General features: G+C 68.0%; 17 protein-coding genes. 11 read left to right on the plus strand and 6 right to left on the minus strand.

Annotated elements, in window-relative coordinates; genetic code table 11:
* Positions 1–17 precede the first annotated feature (17 nt).
* From BOSE125_RS05485 to BOSE125_RS05530, 10 genes are all read left to right on the plus strand, one after another.
* The gene (locus tag BOSE125_RS05485) at positions 18–839 is read left to right on the plus strand and encodes a mycofactocin-coupled SDR family oxidoreductase (RefSeq protein WP_159550758.1); all 822 of its coding nucleotides are present in this window, start codon (positions 18–20) and stop codon (positions 837–839) included.
* A gap of 103 nt (positions 840–942) precedes the next feature.
* On the plus strand, positions 943–1,683 hold the full coding sequence (locus BOSE125_RS05490; protein WP_159550760.1) for an IclR family transcriptional regulator: 741 nt from the start codon (positions 943–945) through the stop codon (positions 1,681–1,683).
* A 110-nt stretch (positions 1,684–1,793) separates the two neighbouring features.
* Positions 1,794–2,867, plus strand: a complete 1,074-nt coding sequence (locus BOSE125_RS05495) for an ABC transporter substrate-binding protein (RefSeq protein ID WP_201301139.1) — start codon at positions 1,794–1,796, stop codon at positions 2,865–2,867.
* Positions 2,868–2,893: 26 nt separating this feature from the next.
* Complete coding sequence (locus BOSE125_RS05500; protein ID WP_201301140.1) at positions 2,894–3,742, plus strand: ABC transporter ATP-binding protein; 849 nt, start codon at positions 2,894–2,896, stop codon at positions 3,740–3,742.
* The gene (locus tag BOSE125_RS05505) at positions 3,732–4,526 is read left to right on the plus strand and encodes an ABC transporter permease (RefSeq protein WP_201301141.1); all 795 of its coding nucleotides are present in this window, start codon (positions 3,732–3,734) and stop codon (positions 4,524–4,526) included. Before BOSE125_RS05500 ends, BOSE125_RS05505 begins: the two co-directional genes overlap by 11 nt.
* Complete coding sequence (locus BOSE125_RS05510) at positions 4,527–6,242, plus strand: dihydroxy-acid dehydratase (protein ID WP_201301142.1); 1,716 nt, start codon at positions 4,527–4,529, stop codon at positions 6,240–6,242.
* Complete coding sequence (locus tag BOSE125_RS05515) at positions 6,242–7,627, plus strand: FAD-dependent oxidoreductase (RefSeq protein ID WP_159550762.1); 1,386 nt, start codon at positions 6,242–6,244, stop codon at positions 7,625–7,627. The genes BOSE125_RS05510 and BOSE125_RS05515 overlap by 1 nt, the downstream gene beginning before the upstream one ends.
* Positions 7,614–8,894, plus strand: a complete 1,281-nt coding sequence (locus BOSE125_RS05520) for an aconitase X catalytic domain-containing protein (protein WP_159550764.1) — start codon at positions 7,614–7,616, stop codon at positions 8,892–8,894. The genes BOSE125_RS05515 and BOSE125_RS05520 overlap by 14 nt, the downstream gene beginning before the upstream one ends.
* On the plus strand, positions 8,891–9,334 hold the full coding sequence (locus tag BOSE125_RS05525; protein ID WP_201301143.1) for an aconitase X swivel domain-containing protein: 444 nt from the start codon (positions 8,891–8,893) through the stop codon (positions 9,332–9,334). Before BOSE125_RS05520 ends, BOSE125_RS05525 begins: the two co-directional genes overlap by 4 nt.
* Before the next feature lie 66 nt (positions 9,335–9,400).
* Positions 9,401–10,462 (plus strand): zinc-binding dehydrogenase, encoded by a 1,062-nt coding sequence (locus tag BOSE125_RS05530; RefSeq protein ID WP_201301144.1) that lies wholly within the window; start codon positions 9,401–9,403, stop codon positions 10,460–10,462.
* 40 nt (positions 10,463–10,502) lie between these two features.
* On the opposite strand, the gene BOSE125_RS05535 is transcribed toward BOSE125_RS05530, so the two are convergent.
* The 4 genes from BOSE125_RS05535 to BOSE125_RS05550 form a co-directional block, all read right to left on the minus strand.
* The gene (locus BOSE125_RS05535; RefSeq protein WP_159550766.1) at positions 10,503–11,558 is read right to left on the minus strand and encodes a GTP-binding protein; all 1,056 of its coding nucleotides are present in this window, start codon (positions 11,556–11,558) and stop codon (positions 10,503–10,505) included.
* A 211-nt stretch (positions 11,559–11,769) separates the two neighbouring features.
* Entirely contained in the window at positions 11,770–13,275 is a 1,506-nt protein-coding gene (locus tag BOSE125_RS05540; protein ID WP_159550768.1) for a tripartite tricarboxylate transporter permease, read from the minus strand.
* 1 nt (position 13,276) lies between these two features.
* On the minus strand, positions 13,277–13,846 hold the full coding sequence (locus tag BOSE125_RS05545) for a tripartite tricarboxylate transporter TctB family protein (protein ID WP_236557828.1): 570 nt from the start codon (positions 13,844–13,846) through the stop codon (positions 13,277–13,279).
* A gap of 49 nt (positions 13,847–13,895) precedes the next feature.
* Positions 13,896–14,906 carry a tripartite tricarboxylate transporter substrate binding protein gene (locus BOSE125_RS05550; RefSeq protein WP_236557829.1) on the minus strand — a complete coding sequence of 337 codons (1,011 nt, stop codon included), beginning with the start codon at positions 14,904–14,906 and terminating at the stop codon, positions 13,896–13,898.
* 133 nt (positions 14,907–15,039) lie between these two features.
* Between BOSE125_RS05550 and BOSE125_RS05555 the strand changes: the two genes are divergently transcribed.
* Positions 15,040–15,420, plus strand: coding sequence for a universal stress protein (locus tag BOSE125_RS05555; protein ID WP_159550770.1), 381 nt, complete (start codon positions 15,040–15,042; stop codon positions 15,418–15,420).
* 10 nt (positions 15,421–15,430) lie between these two features.
* On the opposite strand, the gene BOSE125_RS05560 is transcribed toward BOSE125_RS05555, so the two are convergent.
* Complete coding sequence (locus BOSE125_RS05560) at positions 15,431–16,210, minus strand: ABC transporter permease (protein WP_159550772.1); 780 nt, start codon at positions 16,208–16,210, stop codon at positions 15,431–15,433.
* The gene (locus BOSE125_RS05565; protein ID WP_159550774.1) at positions 16,210–16,995 is read right to left on the minus strand and encodes an ABC transporter ATP-binding protein; all 786 of its coding nucleotides are present in this window, start codon (positions 16,993–16,995) and stop codon (positions 16,210–16,212) included. Before BOSE125_RS05565 ends, BOSE125_RS05560 begins: the two co-directional genes overlap by 1 nt.
* Between the last annotated feature and the right edge of the window lie 49 nt (positions 16,996–17,044).

Raw genomic sequence — 17,044 nt, forward strand, 5'->3', positions numbered from 1 at the left:
GGAACGGAGCAGTACGCATGTCGAACGAACTCGAGGGCAAGGTCGCCTTCATCACCGGTGCCGCCCGTGGCCAGGGCCGCGCCCATGCCGTCAAGCTGGCGAGCATGGGCGCGGACATCGTGGCCGTGGACATCGCCGGCCCCGTGGCCGATTTCCTCCCCTACCCCGCAGCCACGCCCGATGACCTCGTGGAGACCGTGCGGTTGGTGGAGGAACTCGACCGCCGCATCCTGGGGGTGGAGGCCGACGTCCGGGACCGCGATGCCCTCAAGGGTGCTGCCGACCGGGCCGTGGCCGAACTCGGCAGCCTCGACATCGTGGTGGCCAACGCCGGGATCTGTGAACCCGCCAAATGGCAGGACATTTCGCAGCAGTCCTGGCAGGACACCATCGACATCAACCTCACCGGCGTGTGGAACACCATCACCGCCACCGCCCAACACCTGATCGACGGCGGCAAGGGGGGCGCGATCGTGATCACCTCAAGCTACGCCGGCAAGAAGGTGCAGCCGATGATGATCCACTACACGGCGTCCAAGCACGCCCTTGTGGGGCTGACCCGCGGCTTCGCGATCGAACTGGGCCCTCACAACATCAGGGTGAACTCCGTGCATCCGGGCGCCGTGGCCACCCCGATGGGCGGCGGCGACACCGTGGACCGGATCGAGGCGTCCACCCGGGAAAACCCGAAGGTCAACCAGATGGGCCAGGCGTTCCTGGAACCGGGTTGGATGGAGCCCGAGGCCATTGCCAACGCGGTGGCATTCCTCGTCTCCCCAGCCTCGGCCACGATCACCTCGGAGCACCTCAGCGTCGATCAGGGCATGCAGTACTTCTGAGCTGGGCATCCGCCCTGGGGCGCTGGTCAGCCACCTCGGCGACTATCGTGTGATGAGAGGCACACGAGGAGGAGGAGCCCTGGCTGGCGAGGATCAACGAAGCATGCTGTCCAGGATGGCGTCCATCCTCCGAGCCTTCGAGCGGGGCGCGGAGGAACTGACCGCCACCGAGGTCAGCCGCCGGACCGGGCTGCCGGCCTCCACCTGCCACCGGATCATGCGTTCCCTGGCCGAGGAGGGAGTGCTGGAGATCGGCGAGGGGCACCGCTATCACGTGGGCCTGTGGCTGTGGGAGGTGGCTGCCCACGCGCCGCGGTCCGGCGGGGTGCAGCAGGCGGCACTGCCGTTCATGCAGGACCTCTTGGACATCACCGGTCACCCGGTCCACCTGGCCGTGCGGGAGGGGTCGCAAGCAGTCTTCATCGAACGGATGTCACATTGGCGTGCGCGGAACTCCCGGCCCTACATCGGCAGCCACTATCCGCTGCACCTGACCTCGGTGGGATTGATGCTGCTGGCCCATGCGCCCGTGGAGGTCCAGGAGGACTACCTGACGGGCCGCCTGGAGCAGCGGACGCCCTTGACCGTCACCAGTCCCCAGGAACTGCGGCGGATGTTGGCCTCGATCAGGTCACGCGGCTTCGCCGTCAGTGACCGCCAGGTCGTCATGGATGCCATCTCGGTGGCGGCGCCGATCCGTGACACCCATAGCCAGGTCATCGCGGCCCTGTCCGTCAACACGCCCCTGGGGAGCCTGAAGGAACAGACCATGGCGCATGCCGTTCAGACGACCGCCTTGGCCATCACGAGGTCCATGGCACTGAACGTCCAGATGAATCGGTAATTCTCATCTCGTAGTGTGACTCAGATCTCACTGACTGAGATCTCTGTAGAGCCGCGTCGCCCCCGTTGGCAAAGTCGTGTTCGGCGATCCACCCGAACAAGGAGTCAACGATGTCCCTGCAATCCCCGCTCGTCCGTTCCCAGGTCAACCGGCGCGGTTTCCTTGCCGGCACCCTGGGGCTGTCGGCACTCGGCATGACCGGCCTTCTCACCAGCTGCGGTACCGCGTCCTCCGGTGCAGCGGGCGGTGGTGAGGGCGGAACCGCGCCGTTCACGTACCTGAGCTACCTGCCGATGGAGACCCTCTCGGTGGCTCCCGAACTGCTGGCGGACGCCGGCGGCCACTTCGAGAACCACGGCCTCCAGGTCACGTTCCAGTCCACGAAGGGCTCACCCCAGGCCATCCAGACTCTCGTGGCCGGGGCGGGGCCGCTGACCCGAGTGGGGGCCATCGACCTGATCACGGCAGCTGCGGACGGACAGCCCCTCGTCAACGTGGGCAGCATCGTGCGCGGCTCATCCATCCGCATCCTCAACGCCACGGCGAACCCGCTGGAGAAGCCCGAGGACTTCCTCGGCAAGACCATCGGAGTGCCCTCCGAGGGCGGTACCAGCGACAAGTCGCTCTCCCTGATGCTGCACAAGGCCGGGCTGAACCCCGACGACGTCGCACGCCAGGTCGTCGGCCTGGGCCCCGGGACCTTCGAACTGGTCAAGCGCGGGGACATCGCCGGGTACATGGTCAGTATCGACCAGGCCATCGTCACCCAGCAGCAGTTCGAGGGCGAAGCCCAGGCCTTCGATGCCGGCGATGCCGTTCGCGCCGACTCCCAGATCTACACCGCCACCCAGCAGTCGCTGGAGGAGCACGGGGAGAACATCAAGGCGTACCTGGCCGCCATCCGGGATGCCGTCCAGGAGATCGTCGACGACGAGTCACTGGAATCGGTCATCGAGACGATGCGGTCGAAGTACTCCTTCGGGTCCCTGGACGATGACGCCGTCGCCAAGGAATCACTGAGCCAGAGCAGGGATCTCTGGACCGCCAAGGGGACCCAGCCGCTCCTCACCACGGACGAGGGCTACTGGGCCGAAGGATACGAGGAACTCGTGGCCGCCGGGATGGTCGAGGCCGGCTCGGACCCGTTGAAGTGGCTGGACAACAGTTACCTTCCGGCCTCCTGAGATCCGCCCATCCCCGAGGAGCAATCATGAGCATGCAAACCCAGCCCATCGTGGCCACGCCTGAGACCGCAGTGCCGGACTCGAGTCCAGAGATCCGGATCTCCGGACTTGGCAAGACCTACAAGACCGAGCGAGGGACCACCCACGCGCTCTCCGACATCAACCTGGACATCCGCAAGGAGGAGTTCGTCTCCCTGATCGGCCGTTCCGGGTGCGGCAAGACGACGCTGCTGCGCATCATGGCCGGACTGGTCCCGCCCACCGCCGGTCACGTCGAGATCGGCGGACGGGCCCTGTGGCACCAGGAGACGGTCGACTCGTCCGTCATCCGCCGTCTCGGCGTCGTGTTCCAGGATTCGAACCTCTTCCCCTGGTACAACATCGAGGACAACATCGCCCTGCCCCTGCGCCTGCGCGGTGTCAAGAAGAACGAACGGCGGGACCGGGTCCGGGAACTGGCCGAACTGGTGGGGCTGCAGAACTTCCTGCCCAACTATCCCCGCGAGCTGTCCGGCGGCATGCGCCAGCGGGTGGCCATCGCCCGGGCGCTCAGTGACAACCCCGAACTCCTCCTGATGGATGAGCCGTTCGGCGCCCTGGACGCGTTGACCAGGGAAAAGATGAACATGGAGATCCAGCGCATCGCCCTGGCCACCCGAGCCACCGTCGTCTTCGTCACCCATGACATCGACGAGGCCGTGGCCCTGGGGGACCGGGTCGTCCACCTCACTCCGCGCCCCGGTCGCATCAAGGATGTCGTCGAGGTCCCCCTGGCCCGGCCCCGCGGGCTCGAGATCAAGAAGGACGCCGCCTTCCACGGGCTGGTCGGGAACCTGCACACCTCACTGAACGAAGAGGACGACCATGAATCGTAAGAAGCTGCTGAAGGTCCTGCCGTGGATCACCACTCCCGGACTCCTCGTGGTGTTGTTCGTGATCTGGGAGCTGAGCGTCAAGGCGCTCGACGTCTCCCCGCTCATCCTGCCTCCGCCGACCATGATCTTCGAGAATCTCGGGGAACTCCTCGCCCAGCCCACCACCTGGGACAACGTGCGGGTGACCGTCATCGAGATCGTCCTCGGCTTCCTGGCCGGAGTCCTGGCGGGTGTCCTCGTCGGGGTCATCCTGGGGAAGCTGCCGCTGGTGGAGGCCAGCGTCCGGCCCTTGATCATCGCCCTGGAGGTAGTGCCGAAGGTCGCCCTCATCCCGCTGTTCGTCATCTGGTTCGGGTTCGGCATGACCACCAAGGTCATCATCGCCGGCCTCCTGGCCTTCTTCCCCGTCATGCTCAACGTCCTGCTGGGCGTGCGCTCCGTGGACCGGGGGCACCGGGACCTGATGCAGAGCATCAACGCCAGCCGGTGGCAGACCTTCCGGCACCTGGAGTACAAGAGCATGATGCCGCACGTCTTCGCCGGCATGGAGACGGCCATCGTGCTGGCGGTGATCGGCACCATCGTCGGCGAGTACCTGGGTGGCAACGAGGGACTGGGCTACATGGTGGTGAAGACCCTCAACGAGCTCAATGCACCGGCGTTGTTCGCGGTCATCCTGATGCTGGCCACCGTGGGACTGATCATGTACTTCATCGTGACCTCCTTCAAGCGCGTGGCGATCCCCTGGCACGAATCCGTCTATGGGCGAAAGGACGTGGGCTGAATGGAGCTGCGCAGCAACTTCCCCGTCGGCTCTCCCCGGTGGGCGACCCGCCGGACGCAATGGAAGGCACTCGGCCTCAGTGACGAGGATGTGATCAAGCCGAAGATCGCCGTGGTCAACTCCTCCTCGAAACTCTCACCCTGCTTCAGCCATCTCGACGCCATCGCCGACCAGGTGGCCGAAGCCATCCGGGAGGCCGGGGCCGTGGGCTTCGAGATCCGAACGGTGGCACCCACCGACTTCATCATGGCCGCCGGGGGCCGGGGCGGCTATGTCCTGTCCAGCAGGGACCTGCTGGCCAATGACATCGAGGCGGCCGTGGAGGGCGGCCAACTGGACGGCATGATCTGTCTGGCCTCGTGCGACAAGACGACACCGGGCCAGCTGATGGCGGCCGGGCGGATCAACGTGCCCACCATCGTGGTGCCCTGCGGATACCAGCCCTGCGGAATCCTGGACAACGGCGAGCCCGCGGACATCGAGGAGGTCTTCCTGAAGGCCGGCCACGTGGCCACCGGAGGCATCACCATCGAGGACCTCTGCACGATCAGCGACCGGGCCATCGCCGGCCCTGGCGTCTGCACCGGCATGGGAACCGCCAACACCATGCACATCATGGCTGAGGCACTCGGCATGAGCCTGCCGGGATCGGCGCCCGTGGCGGCCAATAGCCCCGCGATGTGGGAGAACGCGCGTGCCTCCGCCCGGACCATCGTCGAGGCGGTGTTGGTCCAGCGTCGTCCCCGGGACATCCTGACCCCGGGCGCCTTCCGCAACGCCGTCGCGGCCGTACTGGCCGTGAGCGGATCGATCAACAGCGTCAAGCATCTGCAGGCCATCGCTGTGGAATCCGGAGTGGACGTGGACATCAGTGCCCTGTTCGCCGAACTCGGCCGCGAGGTGGGACCACTCACAGCCATCCGGCCGAGTGGACCTGACAGCATCGAAGACCTGGAGGCGGCCGGGGGAGCCCTCGGCGTCCTCACGCAGCTGCAGCCCGTCCTGGATCTCGAGGTCGCCACCATCGGCGGACGCACATTGGGCGAGGTCCTGCAGCGGGCACCGGAGCCGGACGCCAGCATCATCCACCCCCTGCACGAGCCTCGCGCCACACACGCCACCATCCAGATCCTGTACGGGTCCCTGGCGCCGGCCGGTTCGATTGTCAAACTCTCCGCCACCGAGCGACGGCAGGACAGCTTCGAGGGCCCTGCCCGGGTCTTCGAGGATGCGGCGGAGGCCATCGCGGCCATCAACGCACATCAGGTCGAGGCGGGGACCGTGCTGGTCCTGCGCGGCCTGGGACCCTCCGGCACGCCGGGGATGGGTATGGCCTCCAACGTCGTGTTCGCCCTCAATGGTGCCGGACTCACCGGTCAGGTGGCGGTGGTGACCGATGGCCAGCTCTCCGGGCTCGTGAACCAGGGCATCGTCGTCGGCGAGGTCAAGCCGGAAGGAGCCGTGGAGGGGCCCCTCGGGCTGGTCCACGAGGGCGACCGGATCCGGGCCGATATCCCGGCCAGGACCGTCGACCTGCTCGTCTCCGGGGACGAACTCGAGCGACGCCGGCTGACCCAGCCGGTCCGCGAACCCGCCGCGACCAAGGGGTGGCTGGGCGTCTATGCCCGGACCGTCACGCCGCTCGAACACGGCGCCACCCTGGTCGCCGAGGCCGCCCCAGCACTGCAGCACCACCACTACGCCAAGGACTCCTGATGCCCCACAAACTGACCGACGTGAAGATCCACACCGTCACGAAACCACCGAGCGGACCGCTGGAGGAGCTGCGCGGCGACCTGTGCGTCGTCGGCGCCGGCATCGCCGGCGTCTCCGCCGCCCTGACCGCGGCGGGTCTGGGCCGGCGGGTGATCCTCGTGGACGCCCTGCCCATGCTGGGCGGGCAGTGCGCGAACTCCCTGATCGGACTGTTCTGCGGCGTCTACGGCAACGGGCCGGAGTACCGACAGCTCACGCACGGCCTCTTCGACCGGATGTTCCCCGACCTGGAGAAGACCGGCGATCTCTCCTACAACCACCGCCACACCATCACGGTGAACTATGACGAGCACGCCGTGGGCCGCTGGATGGAACGCGAGATCGTCCAGTCGGGAGTGGTTCCCGTGACCGGAGCCTCCATCCTCTCGGTGGACAACGACGCCGGCCACCTGCGGTCAGTGACGTTCGCGACTCGCTACGGACTGCTGAAGGTCGAGGCGGACGCCTTCATCGACGCCTCCGGCGACGCGGCGCTGACCTGGGAGGCCGGCCTCGAATGCCGGGTTCCGGAACGGACCATCTGGGGATCGCAGCAGGTGCGCGTCGAGGGGCTCGTCCCCTCGGCTGCGCCGGAACCCCAGGATCTGGCCCAGAGCGTGTACGATCACGCCGAGGAGTACGGGCTGATCCGTCGGGACGGGCTGGCCTTCTTCTTCCCCGGCCGGGACACGGCGGTGCTGAACATGACCCATATCGAATCTCCTCTCGAGGCTGTGGGGGCCGCTGAGGCCCAACTGCGCGGCAAGGACCAGGCGGATCGCGTCATCCGATTCCTCCGGGACCATCATCCGGCGGCCTTCGGCCAGGCGTCGGTCCGCTTCTATGGCCTTCCGGGACGGCGCCAGACCCGATGGATCGCCGGTGAGCACCAGCTCACCGAACACGAGGTCCGCTCAGGGTTCCGGTTCGAGGATTCAATCGCCCGGACCTCCTGGCCCATCGAACTGCATGACCAGCCCGAGGGGTACGTCTGGGAGCAATTCGACGGCGATCACGTGCACTATGTGCCCCTGGGCAGCATCACCCCCCGAGGCGCCGTCAACCTGCTGGCTGCCGGACGGTGCGTGGACGGCGACGCCGCCGCCCTCTCCAGCATCCGTGTGATGGGGCCCTGCGCAGCCATGGGTGAGGCCGCGGCTCACGCGCTCGACCTGGCCGACGGCGGCCCCGTGGCCGAGATCGACCGGGCCCAGTTGCGCGAACGCATCAGGGCCAATATCGGTCCGGATGAAGCCGGAGACGGTGCGGGTCCGGCCGGGGCGCCAGCCAGCGACCGTCATGAGGAGAAAGACGAAGACAAGGAGTCCCTCCATGCTGCTCACTGATGATGACCGGGCCATGCGGGACGGGCGGGACGGTGACGCCGTAGCGGCGGCCATGGACCTGCTGGTCCGCTACGGGGAGGGGCTGGGGGCCGAGAGACTGTGCAGTGTCCGCAATGTGGCCGGAACCTCCACTCAGCCCACCCCTGCGAAGGAGAAGATCGCCGCCGAGGGCGGCTGGAACAAGGCGTACGCCGTCATCAATCTTGACTGCGATGACGAGATCGAGATCCCCAAGATGCGGGTCCCCACGTGCCAATTGCAGCACGGATTCAGTGCCGATGCCCTCAATGTCACCCCCTACAACCCCCACCTGGTGGAGCTGCAGGCCGACGCCGAGGCCTTCGCGAGTGACCGGGGCATCAACATCCTGGCCACATGCACGCCCTACCAGGTGGGCAACCTGCCCGTGCGGGGAGAGCACATCGCCTGGATGGAGTCCTCAGCGGTGGTCTACGCGAACTCGGTCATCGGGGCCAAGTCCAATTGCGAGGGCACCGCGTCGACGGGAGCGGCCGGCCTGACCGGCCGCATCCCCTATTGGGGCAACCACCTGGATGAGAACCGTCACGGATCCCACCTCATCCGGGCGGACGTGGCCATCGACTCCTTCCTGGACTGGGGACTGTTCGGGTACTTCGCGGGGCACGTGGTCCAGGAGGAGCGGCCCGTCCTGACGGGGGAGCTGGCCCTTCCCACCCAGGGCGACCTGAAGCACCTCGGGGCTGCCCTGGCGACCACCGGGGGTGTGGAGATCTTCCACCTGCCGGGCGTCACGCCGGAGGCACCCTCGGTGGAGGCCGCCTTCGGCCCGGATAAGATCCCGGAACCCGTGGCGTACACCGCGTCGGATCGACGCCAGATGTACGAACTGCTCAACAACCAGGGGGACACCGAGGACGTCGACTTCGTGTTGCTGGGCTGTCCCCATGCCTCCCTGGACCAGCTGGGCGAGATCGCAGCGCTGCTGGACGGGCGGACACTGCATCCCGGGACGGAACTCTGGATCATGACGCCGCGGGCCTTGCGGGCCGTGGCTGACCGCAACGGCTACACGGAGGTCATCCAGCGTGCCGGAGGGCGCCTCCTGACGGACTCCTGTCCGGCCATGTCCCGGACAGCGCCGAAGGGCACACGGGTCTTCGCCACCGACAGTGCCAAGCAGGCCCACTATCTGCCCGCCATCCTCGGGATCGAAGCCTGGTTCGGCACCACAGCGGACTGCGTGCAGGCCGCGATCACCGGGACTTGGAAAGGAGAGCTGTCATGAGCATGCCGTCCACAGATGCCCGTGCCGAGGCCCCGGGAACAGTGCTGAGGGGAAGGGGAATCGTTCCCGGAATCGTCCGGGCCGAGGCCCTCGTCTCCCCGGAGACCATCTCGGGGTGGGGCGGCATCGACCCGGCCCAGGGCACCATCATCGAACGGCGCCACGCCTTGTTCGGGGTGTGCTTCACGGGCAAGGTCCTCGTCTTCCCCGGGGCCAAGGGATCGTCTGGCTGGTCGGGCTTCTTCCAGAGCACACGGTTGCTGGGAACGGCCCCGGCGGCAATGGTGTTCACCACGGTGACCACCAAGGCCGTGCTCGGCGCCGTGGTGACCCGTGTACCCACCGTGAGCGAGTTCGACCGTGACCCAGTCCAGATCATCCGCTCCGGCGACATCGTGGAGGTCGATGGCGACTTGGGAACTGTCAGCATCGTGGGGTAGGGCGTTGCCGATGGCTGGCCGGCGACCAGGACGTTCGGGAGGGTGACTGCCGGTAGCGTGGGGGACATGAAAGCGACCTTCATGTACGGCGCCGGAGACGTCCGCGTCGAGACTGTCCCGGATCCTTCAATACTCGAGCCCACGGACGCTGTCATCCGCACGGTGCGCTCCTGCGTGTGCGGCTCGGACCTGCATCCCTATCACTCGATGGATGCCTCGGTGCAGGGCAGCCCCATGGGTCACGAGGTCATGGGCGTGGTGGAGGAGATCGGCGCGGCCGTGATCTCGCTGCATCCGGGCGACCTGGTGATCTCCTCCTTCACCTACCAGGACAACACCTGCGAGTTCTGCCGTGAGGGATTCCACGTCTCCTGCCTGCATGGCGGGTTCTTCGGTGGCCAGGGGATCGGCCTGCAGTCCGAGTTCGTCCGCGTCCCGCTAGCTGACGGCACCCTGGTGGCGGTCCGGGGCACCGACGGTTCTGCCGTCGATGAGACGGGCAACGGCTCTGGGGAGCTGCTCGCGAGCCTGCTGAGTCTCTCGGACGTCTACCTGACCGGATACCACGCCGCGACGATGGGCCGGGTAGGCCCCGGGCAGACTGTGACCGTGATCGGTGACGGTGCCGTGGGGCTCTCCGCCGTCCTGGCGTCCCGTCAGCTCGGCGCGGACCGGATCATCCTCATGGGCCGGCACGCTTCGCGCACGGACCTCGGCCGCGAGTTCGGTGCCACGGACGTCGTGGCCGAACGCGGTGAGGAGGGGATCGCGTTGGTGCGGGACCTGACGGAGGGCCACGGTTCCCACGTGGTGCTCGAGGCCGTGGGCCATCGTCCAGCCTACGAGCAGGCAGTCGGGGTGGTGCGCGCCGGCGGGACGATCTCCCGCGTGGGCGTCCCCCAGTACCGGGAGGCCCCGATCGGCGGCAGCCTGTTCTTGAACAACATCACGCTGACCGGAGGCACGGCCCCGGTGCGCCGCTACCTTGAGTCAGCCACGGCACAGGTCGTCGCCGGGGAGATCAACCCCGGGCGGGTCTTCGACGTCACCATGCCGCTCACGCAGGCACCGGCCGCCTACGCCGCCATGGACAGCCGCGAGGCACTCAAGGTGATGCTGGTCCCCTGAGTCGCGGCGGCCGTCACCGCCCGTCCGGGACCAGGGAAGATTACCGGAGCCGTTTCACCTGTTCGGCCCACGCGGAGGGTCCTGCGAGGAACTCCTCGTCCGTCAGCACGGCCCGGTCGAGAGCGCTGATCAGCCCCTCGCGGTCCAGGTCCAGGCCGATGAAGGCCAGGTTCTGGCCGACGGTCAGCGGGTCCGTGTCCGCCCAGGGGTCCAGCAACAGCTCAAGCTCGTCGTCGAGGCTGACCGGGCTGAGCGCCATCACCTTGCCCACGTGGTTCCAATGCCCGGTGACGTTGGCGCTGCTGGCCACCCTGCAGTAGCCGGCGGAGCGGACCACGGTACCGAACCGCTCCGGGGACATCAGCTCGTGGACCAATTCGTGCATCCGCACGGGATGGAACGGCCGGGCGCAGTCGTAGTGGAGGGCTGTCACCCGGTCATCGTGGATGAAGGTCTCGAATCCGTGGGCCACCAGCTGCGCCCAACCAGCGCGGTCCAGCTGGGCGTCATATCCGGGGTTCGCAGGCAGATCCGGCAGGGTGTCCTCCATGTCTGCCATGTCCTCCAGCAGGCGTACCCGTGCCAGCGGACTGAGATGGTGGAGCAGCGCCAGCAGGGTCCGGAGCTCGTCCGTGGCGACGTCCTCCCAGTTGACCAGGACGATCAGGGAGGCGTACTCCACGTGCGTGATGGACACGAGGGATCGGGCCGTGGCGGTGGAGGGGTGACCGCTCCGGGGGACCAGGTAGTCCTCGCGGAACAGGTCCTGCACGCCGTGAGATGCGTCCACCACGCAGATCACGCCGTCCAGCCGCGTGGCGGATGCGGTCGAGGACAGCTCAGAGGCGAGGTCTGCCGTGGACACCCGGTCGGGGATCTCCACCACGGCACCGGCCGGTGTCTCCACCCGGGCCGTCAGACGACTGGCCTCGGCCACGGGCTCCTCGGCCGCCCTCAGCTGAAACGAGGTCACCAGCTGCCGGTCCAGGGTCCGGGCCAGCTCGGTCGCGTACTCCAGCCGCGCGTCCGGGCGGGTGCCGACCACGGCGAGCACCGGCACACCGGCCGAAGGCCGTGCGTTGTCCTGCGAGATCATGATGACTTTTCCCTTTCGGCGCGCCCGGCACCACGGCCGGTGGCCTGGTCCACTGGGACTGCTCTTCCGGCGTCGTGGGTGGGGTGTTCGAGATGCTCGATGGTCACGGGGTACGGCTCACTTCGAGTCGGTAAGGTGAGCCTAACCTAAACTGAAGTCCGTGTGGAGTGCGAATTCCTGCCTCCGACCACGTCACACCGCGACACGTGGGTCAGGTGTCCTTTCGCGCCTTCGCCCGGACCCGGCCCACGATGGAGATCACCAGGGCGAGGGCCAGCAGCGCATAGATGGCCACCGGGATCGGGCCATCGACGAAGACCCCGTAGCTCTGGTTGGAGCTGGCCAGGGCGTCCCGCATGCTCGTCTCGAACAGGGGGCCGAGGACCATGCCGATCATCAGCGGGGCCAGCGGCACACCGAACCGGCGCAGTGCGAATCCCAGCAGGCCGATGCCCAAGAGCATCAGCAGGTCGAAGGTGGAGCCCGAGGTCGCGTAGACCCCCATGCCGCAGAAGACCGTGATCCCGGCGTACAGGTAGGGGCGGGGGATCGCCAGCAGCTTGGCCCAGAGCGGCGCGAAGGGCAGGTTCAGGACCAGCAGCACGACCATCGCGATGAAGAAACTGGCCAGCAGCGCCCAGACCAGATCGGGTGACCGGTCGAACATCAGCGGTCCGGGCTGAAGTCCGTACTGCTCGAAGGCGGCGAGCATGATGGCCGCGGTGGCGGAGATGGGCAGGCCCAGGGACAGCAGCGCACCCATGGCGGTCCCCGTGGTGGCGTTGCCGGCAGCCTCCGGGGCCGCGAGCCCGCGGATGGCCCCCTTGCCGAACTGGGGTTTCCTGCGCCGGCGGTCGAGTTGGCGCTCCAGGCCGTAGGCCACGAAGGTCGGGACATCTGCGCCACCGGCCGGGATGACGCCGAAGGGCAGGCCGATGCCGGTGCCTCGGAGCCAGGCTGGGAGGGCCTCGCGGAACTCCCGCCCGGACAGGAACGGCCGGCCCTTGGCCTGGATGACGCGGTTGGTGGGATCGCGGCGGACCCTCGAGGCGATGTGGAATACCTCGCCGAGGGCCAGGATCGCGACGGTCACGGTCACCAGGGAGATGCCGTCGAAGAGCTGGGGAACGCCGAAGCTGAACCGCTCGGCCCCCGAGGTCTGGTCGATGCCGACCACGGCGATGCCCAGTCCGATGATCAGCGAGCACAGGCCCTTCAGGATCGAGTCGGCCACCACGGAGGACGTGGCCACGAAGGCGAACAGGGCCAGGGCGAAGAACTCCTGGGGCCCGAAGTTGGCCGAGAAGTCCGCCAGTGCCGGGGCCAGGAAGACCACCACGATGGAGCCGATCATGCCGCCGATGAACGCGCCGATGGCGGCGGTGGCCAGGGCCTGGGGCGCCCGTCCGGCCTTCGCCATGCGATGCCCCTCGAACGTGGAGGCGATGGCCGAGGCCTGGCCCGGGGTGTTCATGAGGATGGCCATGGTGGAATCGCCGAAGAGTCCACCGAAGTAGACGCCGGCGAACATGATGAAGGCGCCCGTGGGGTCCAGGGCGAAGGTCATGGGCAACAGCAGTGCCACGGCCATGGAGGAGCCTAACCCCGGCAGTACGCCGACCGCGGTGCCGAGCAGGCAGCCGACGACGACCCACAGGAGGTTCATGGGAGAGAGCGCCGAGCCGAAGCCGTCCATGAGATTCATGATGGATTCCATCTCAGAACACCCCTCCCAGCAGGCCGGAGGGCAGGGACAGGCCCAGTCCCACGTCGAAGGCCAGGTAGATGAAACTGCTCAGCAGCAGGCCCAGACTGGCGTCGAAGACGTGGCGGCGGCTGCCGATCCCGTGGGCCACGCACCAGAAGAGCAGCGCCGCGCCGAGGATCCAGCCGAGCACGTTCAGCAGCAGTGCGAAGGCCAGGAACCCGGCGACGCTCCAGCCCACGGCATACCAGTCCGAGAATGTCCGGTACTGCACGGTGGCGGCGGCCTCTGCCGCGCGCCGCTCCTCGTCGGTCGCATCGTCCTCGGCGGTGAAGGTGGGGGTGACCGCCGGCTCGGGTGTGCGGATGTAGTGGACGGCCAGCAGGAGGGCGAGGATATATCCGGCCACCGTGATGATCAGGGGGACGAACTGGGGCCCGGGGGCGTCGGCACCGTCCGGGACGGCCATGGTGAGGATGCCGACCAGGAGGTACGTGGAGAAGGCCGCCATGAAGGCGGCGAGGAAGAGGCCGCTGCGTCCGTGCCACCAACTGCGGGCGGTGGGGGAGCCGGCGTCGCCCACGGGGTGTGAGGGCCCACGGGGTGTGAGGGGGCGGTGGGCTGCGACTGGCTCACAGGTCCAACTCCTCGATCAGGGCGGCGATCTTCTCCTGGTCCTCGGCGATGAACTGTTCGAACTCCTCGCCGGTCATGAAGGAGTCGGTCCACTGGTTGTCCTTGAGGGCCTGACGCCACTCGGGTGTCTGGGACGTCTCCGTGACGATGGCCTCGAGCTCCTCGAACTGCTCATCGGTGATACCCGGGGCGGCGAGCATGCCGCGCCAATTGGCCATCACCACGTCATACCCCTGCTCGGTGATGGTGGGGACGTCCACGCCCTCGAGTCGCTCGGGACTGGAGATGCCCAGGGCCCTGATCCGGCCGGCCTCGATCTGGTCCGCGAATTCGTTGTATCCGGAGGTCGCCGCCTTCGCGGTGCCGGAGGCGATGGTCTGGATCGCCTCGCCGCCGGAGGTCTTCGGGATGTAGGTGATCTCGGCTGGATCGATGCCGGCCTCCAGCGCCAGCTCGGCGATGATCAGGTGATCGATGGAGCCGACCGAACCGCCCGTCCAGGGGAACGAGGCTGGGTCTTTCCTCCAGTCCGCCACCAGGTCGTCGATCGTCTCGTAGGGCGAATCGGCCGGGACGACGATCGCATCGAAGTCGTCGGAGAGCCGGGCGATGGGGCGCACGTCCGAGAGGTCCACGGGGGAGTTGTTCAGTTCGATCCCCCCGAGCATCACCGAGCCGGTGGCCATGAGGGTGTCCGCCTGCCCGTGCATGGTGCTGAACCGGCCGAGCCCGATGGTGCCGCCGGCGCCCGGGATGTTGACGACCTGGGCGTTGTTGACGATCCCGTTGACGCGCATCGCGGACTGCTGGGAGCGGGTGAACCCATCCCAGCCGCCGCCGGCGCCCGCCGGCGCGATCAGGGTCAGGTTGCTGCGCAGGTCCGCCCCGGCCGTGGCCGACTGGATCGAGAAGAACGACGCCGTCCCGATCACCAGGGCGGCTATCACGCCATAGATGATCATGCCGACGCCGGGTCTACCCGATGTGGCGTGGTGGTCAGCTGCCATGCTGGACGTCCCCCTCTGGACTGGCTCACGGGCTGGTGTCCCCTGGTCTACAGGGAAATGTATCCTGAGTCACAGTCATGGACGAAGAGCGGGGGCGTCGCGGTGGCGCGTCCGCACACCGGAGGGAGTCGGCATGTCGGTATTGGTGGGGCGGACGGGCAGCCCGGAGGGCCGGGCGGCGGTGGACTTCGCGGTGGCTGAGGCCACTCGCCGTGGGGAGGACCTCATCCTCTTCGACCTCGACGGCGGCGCGGGCGGGTCCGGAGCCCTGGGCCCCGACGCCGGTCCGGCGCCGGCTGGTCTCGCGGTCACGCACCGTCAGCCGGACGCCCGCGGCCGGGATGCCGCCGGTGATCTGCTGGACGTGGCCGAGGAGCTGAACGCATCCGTGATCGTGGTCGGCATCAAGCACCGCAGTCCGGTGGGCAAGCTCTTGCTCGGCTCGAACGCCCAGGAGATCCTGCTGGGCGCCTCCGTCCCGGTGATCGCGGTCAAGGTCCCGAAGGGTTCCTGACGCTGGCGTCCTACTCCCAGCGGAACAGGCAGATCGCCACCCCGGTGCCGATCACCGCGGTGGTCACGAGGCTGATCAGATGCGTCAGGTCAAGGGCGACGCCGGCCCAGGCCGATCCCAGCGCCTGGACCGCGGCCCCGAACGGCAGCCAGTCGGCCAGCGGTGCCAGAGCGTCCGGCAGCATCTGCACTCCACCGAACAACCCGCCCAGGGCGCCGAAGGCGAAGAACAGGACCAGGCCGATCGCCACGGCCGAGTTCGGCGTCGGGGCAATAGCGGCGACCATCATCCCCAGCGCATACATCGCGGACAGGGCCAGAAGGAAGATCCCGACGGCGGCCCACAGGTGCACGGGCGGATTCGCCCCGAACCCCCAGAACGCCACCGCCAGGGCGAGCATCAGTCCGAGCACTGTCTGCAGCAGGCTCACCACCACCTGTGCCACCAGCACCATGGCCGGAGACGCCGGGGTGACGGCCAGTCGGCGCAGGATGCCCGAGCGGCGGTAGTAGGCCAGGAAGCTGGGCATGTTGATGATGCCGATGGTCGCGATGATGACGGTCAGCACCAACGGCAGCACGAACAGGTCCAGCGCTGTGCGACCGTTGACGATGACCTCCTGGGAGGCTGGTGCGGCGCTCATCACGAGGATCAGCAGAGGCAGGCCCAGCGGTATGATGAGCCCGGAGGTGTCCCGGGTGACCATCTTCGCCTCGGCCCCCATCAGGGACAGCCAGGATTTCGGGCCGGGGCGCCGGGCCGTGGGTGGGAGAAGGGTGGCGGTCGTCATCAGTGGGCCTCGGCTTCCGTGGTGGACTTCTCCGCTGGACTGTCGTCGTCCGCGTCGAGATCCCGCCCGGTCAGGGCCAGGAAGGCGTCTTCCAGTGAAGGGGTCCCGGTGGCGGAGGTGATCTCGCCGGGGGTGCCGCGGGCGATGACGCGTCCGGCGTCGAGCACGACGAGCCGGTCACACAGGTGCTCCACCTCGTCCATGGCGTGGCTGACGAGCAACACCGTCACGCCGTCCTCGCGCATCTGCTCGACCAGCGACCACAGCCGGCGGCGTGCCCGCGGGTCCAGTCCCGTGGTCAACTCGTCCAGGATCACGACGCGCGGTCGGCCCGCCAGAGCGAGTGCGATGGACACCCGCTGCTGCTGGCCCCCGGAGAGCTTCTCGAATCGGGTCCGGCGCTGGGCGGTGAGTCCCACGCGGTCGATGAGATCCTTGGCAGGGACCGGGTCGGGGTAGAAGCTGCGGTACAGGTCCACGAGCTCCGCCACGGTCAACGCCCCGTGCAGGTAGGACTGCTGCAACTGGACGCCGAGGACCTGGCGCACCGCTCCGCGATCGTGCCGGGGGTCGAGGCCGAGGACCCGGACGGTGCCGCTCTCCGGCGTGCGCAGCCCGGCGATCATCTCCACGGTGGTGGTCTTGCCGGCGCCGTTGGCCCCGAGGACGCCCATCACCTCACCGGGCTGGACGGACAGGGAGATGCCGTCCACCGCGGTCCTGCCGCGATAGGACTTGCGCAGATTCTCGGCGTGGATGGCCGGTGCTGATGCTGGAGAGGTCATGGTCCTGACGCTAGGCAATACGGGTCCCGCGCACAGGTGCCGCCCGTCA

Origin of the sequence: Citricoccus sp. K5 (assembly GCF_902506195.1) — a bacterium.
Taxonomy (GTDB): Bacteria; Actinomycetota; Actinomycetes; order Actinomycetales; family Micrococcaceae; genus Citricoccus.

What these genes read in the sequence shown, in the direction of transcription:
- BOSE125_RS05485 (WP_159550758.1), top strand. Translation starts at nt 18, where the DNA reads ATGTCGAACGAACTCGAGGGCAAGGTCGCCTTCATCACCGGTGCCGCC.
- BOSE125_RS05490 (WP_159550760.1), top strand. Translation starts at nt 943, where the DNA reads ATGCTGTCCAGGATGGCGTCCATCCTCCGAGCCTTCGAGCGGGGCGCG.
- BOSE125_RS05495 (WP_201301139.1), top strand. Translation starts at nt 1,794, where the DNA reads ATGTCCCTGCAATCCCCGCTCGTCCGTTCCCAGGTCAACCGGCGCGGT.
- BOSE125_RS05500 (WP_201301140.1), top strand. Translation starts at nt 2,894, where the DNA reads ATGAGCATGCAAACCCAGCCCATCGTGGCCACGCCTGAGACCGCAGTG.
- BOSE125_RS05505 (WP_201301141.1), top strand. Translation starts at nt 3,732, where the DNA reads ATGAATCGTAAGAAGCTGCTGAAGGTCCTGCCGTGGATCACCACTCCC.
- BOSE125_RS05510 (WP_201301142.1), top strand. Translation starts at nt 4,527, where the DNA reads ATGGAGCTGCGCAGCAACTTCCCCGTCGGCTCTCCCCGGTGGGCGACC.
- BOSE125_RS05515 (WP_159550762.1), top strand. Translation starts at nt 6,242, where the DNA reads ATGCCCCACAAACTGACCGACGTGAAGATCCACACCGTCACGAAACCA.
- BOSE125_RS05520 (WP_159550764.1), top strand. Translation starts at nt 7,614, where the DNA reads ATGCTGCTCACTGATGATGACCGGGCCATGCGGGACGGGCGGGACGGT.
- BOSE125_RS05525 (WP_201301143.1), top strand. Translation starts at nt 8,891, where the DNA reads ATGAGCATGCCGTCCACAGATGCCCGTGCCGAGGCCCCGGGAACAGTG.
- BOSE125_RS05530 (WP_201301144.1), top strand. Translation starts at nt 9,401, where the DNA reads ATGAAAGCGACCTTCATGTACGGCGCCGGAGACGTCCGCGTCGAGACT.
- BOSE125_RS05535 (WP_159550766.1), bottom strand. Translation starts at nt 11,558, where the DNA reads ATGATCTCGCAGGACAACGCACGGCCTTCGGCCGGTGTGCCGGTGCTC.
- BOSE125_RS05540 (WP_159550768.1), bottom strand. Translation starts at nt 13,275, where the DNA reads ATGGAATCCATCATGAATCTCATGGACGGCTTCGGCTCGGCGCTCTCT.
- BOSE125_RS05550 (WP_236557829.1), bottom strand. Translation starts at nt 14,906, where the DNA reads ATGGCAGCTGACCACCACGCCACATCGGGTAGACCCGGCGTCGGCATG.
- BOSE125_RS05555 (WP_159550770.1), top strand. Translation starts at nt 15,040, where the DNA reads ATGTCGGTATTGGTGGGGCGGACGGGCAGCCCGGAGGGCCGGGCGGCG.
- BOSE125_RS05560 (WP_159550772.1), bottom strand. Translation starts at nt 16,210, where the DNA reads ATGACGACCGCCACCCTTCTCCCACCCACGGCCCGGCGCCCCGGCCCG.
- BOSE125_RS05565 (WP_159550774.1), bottom strand. Translation starts at nt 16,995, where the DNA reads ATGACCTCTCCAGCATCAGCACCGGCCATCCACGCCGAGAATCTGCGC.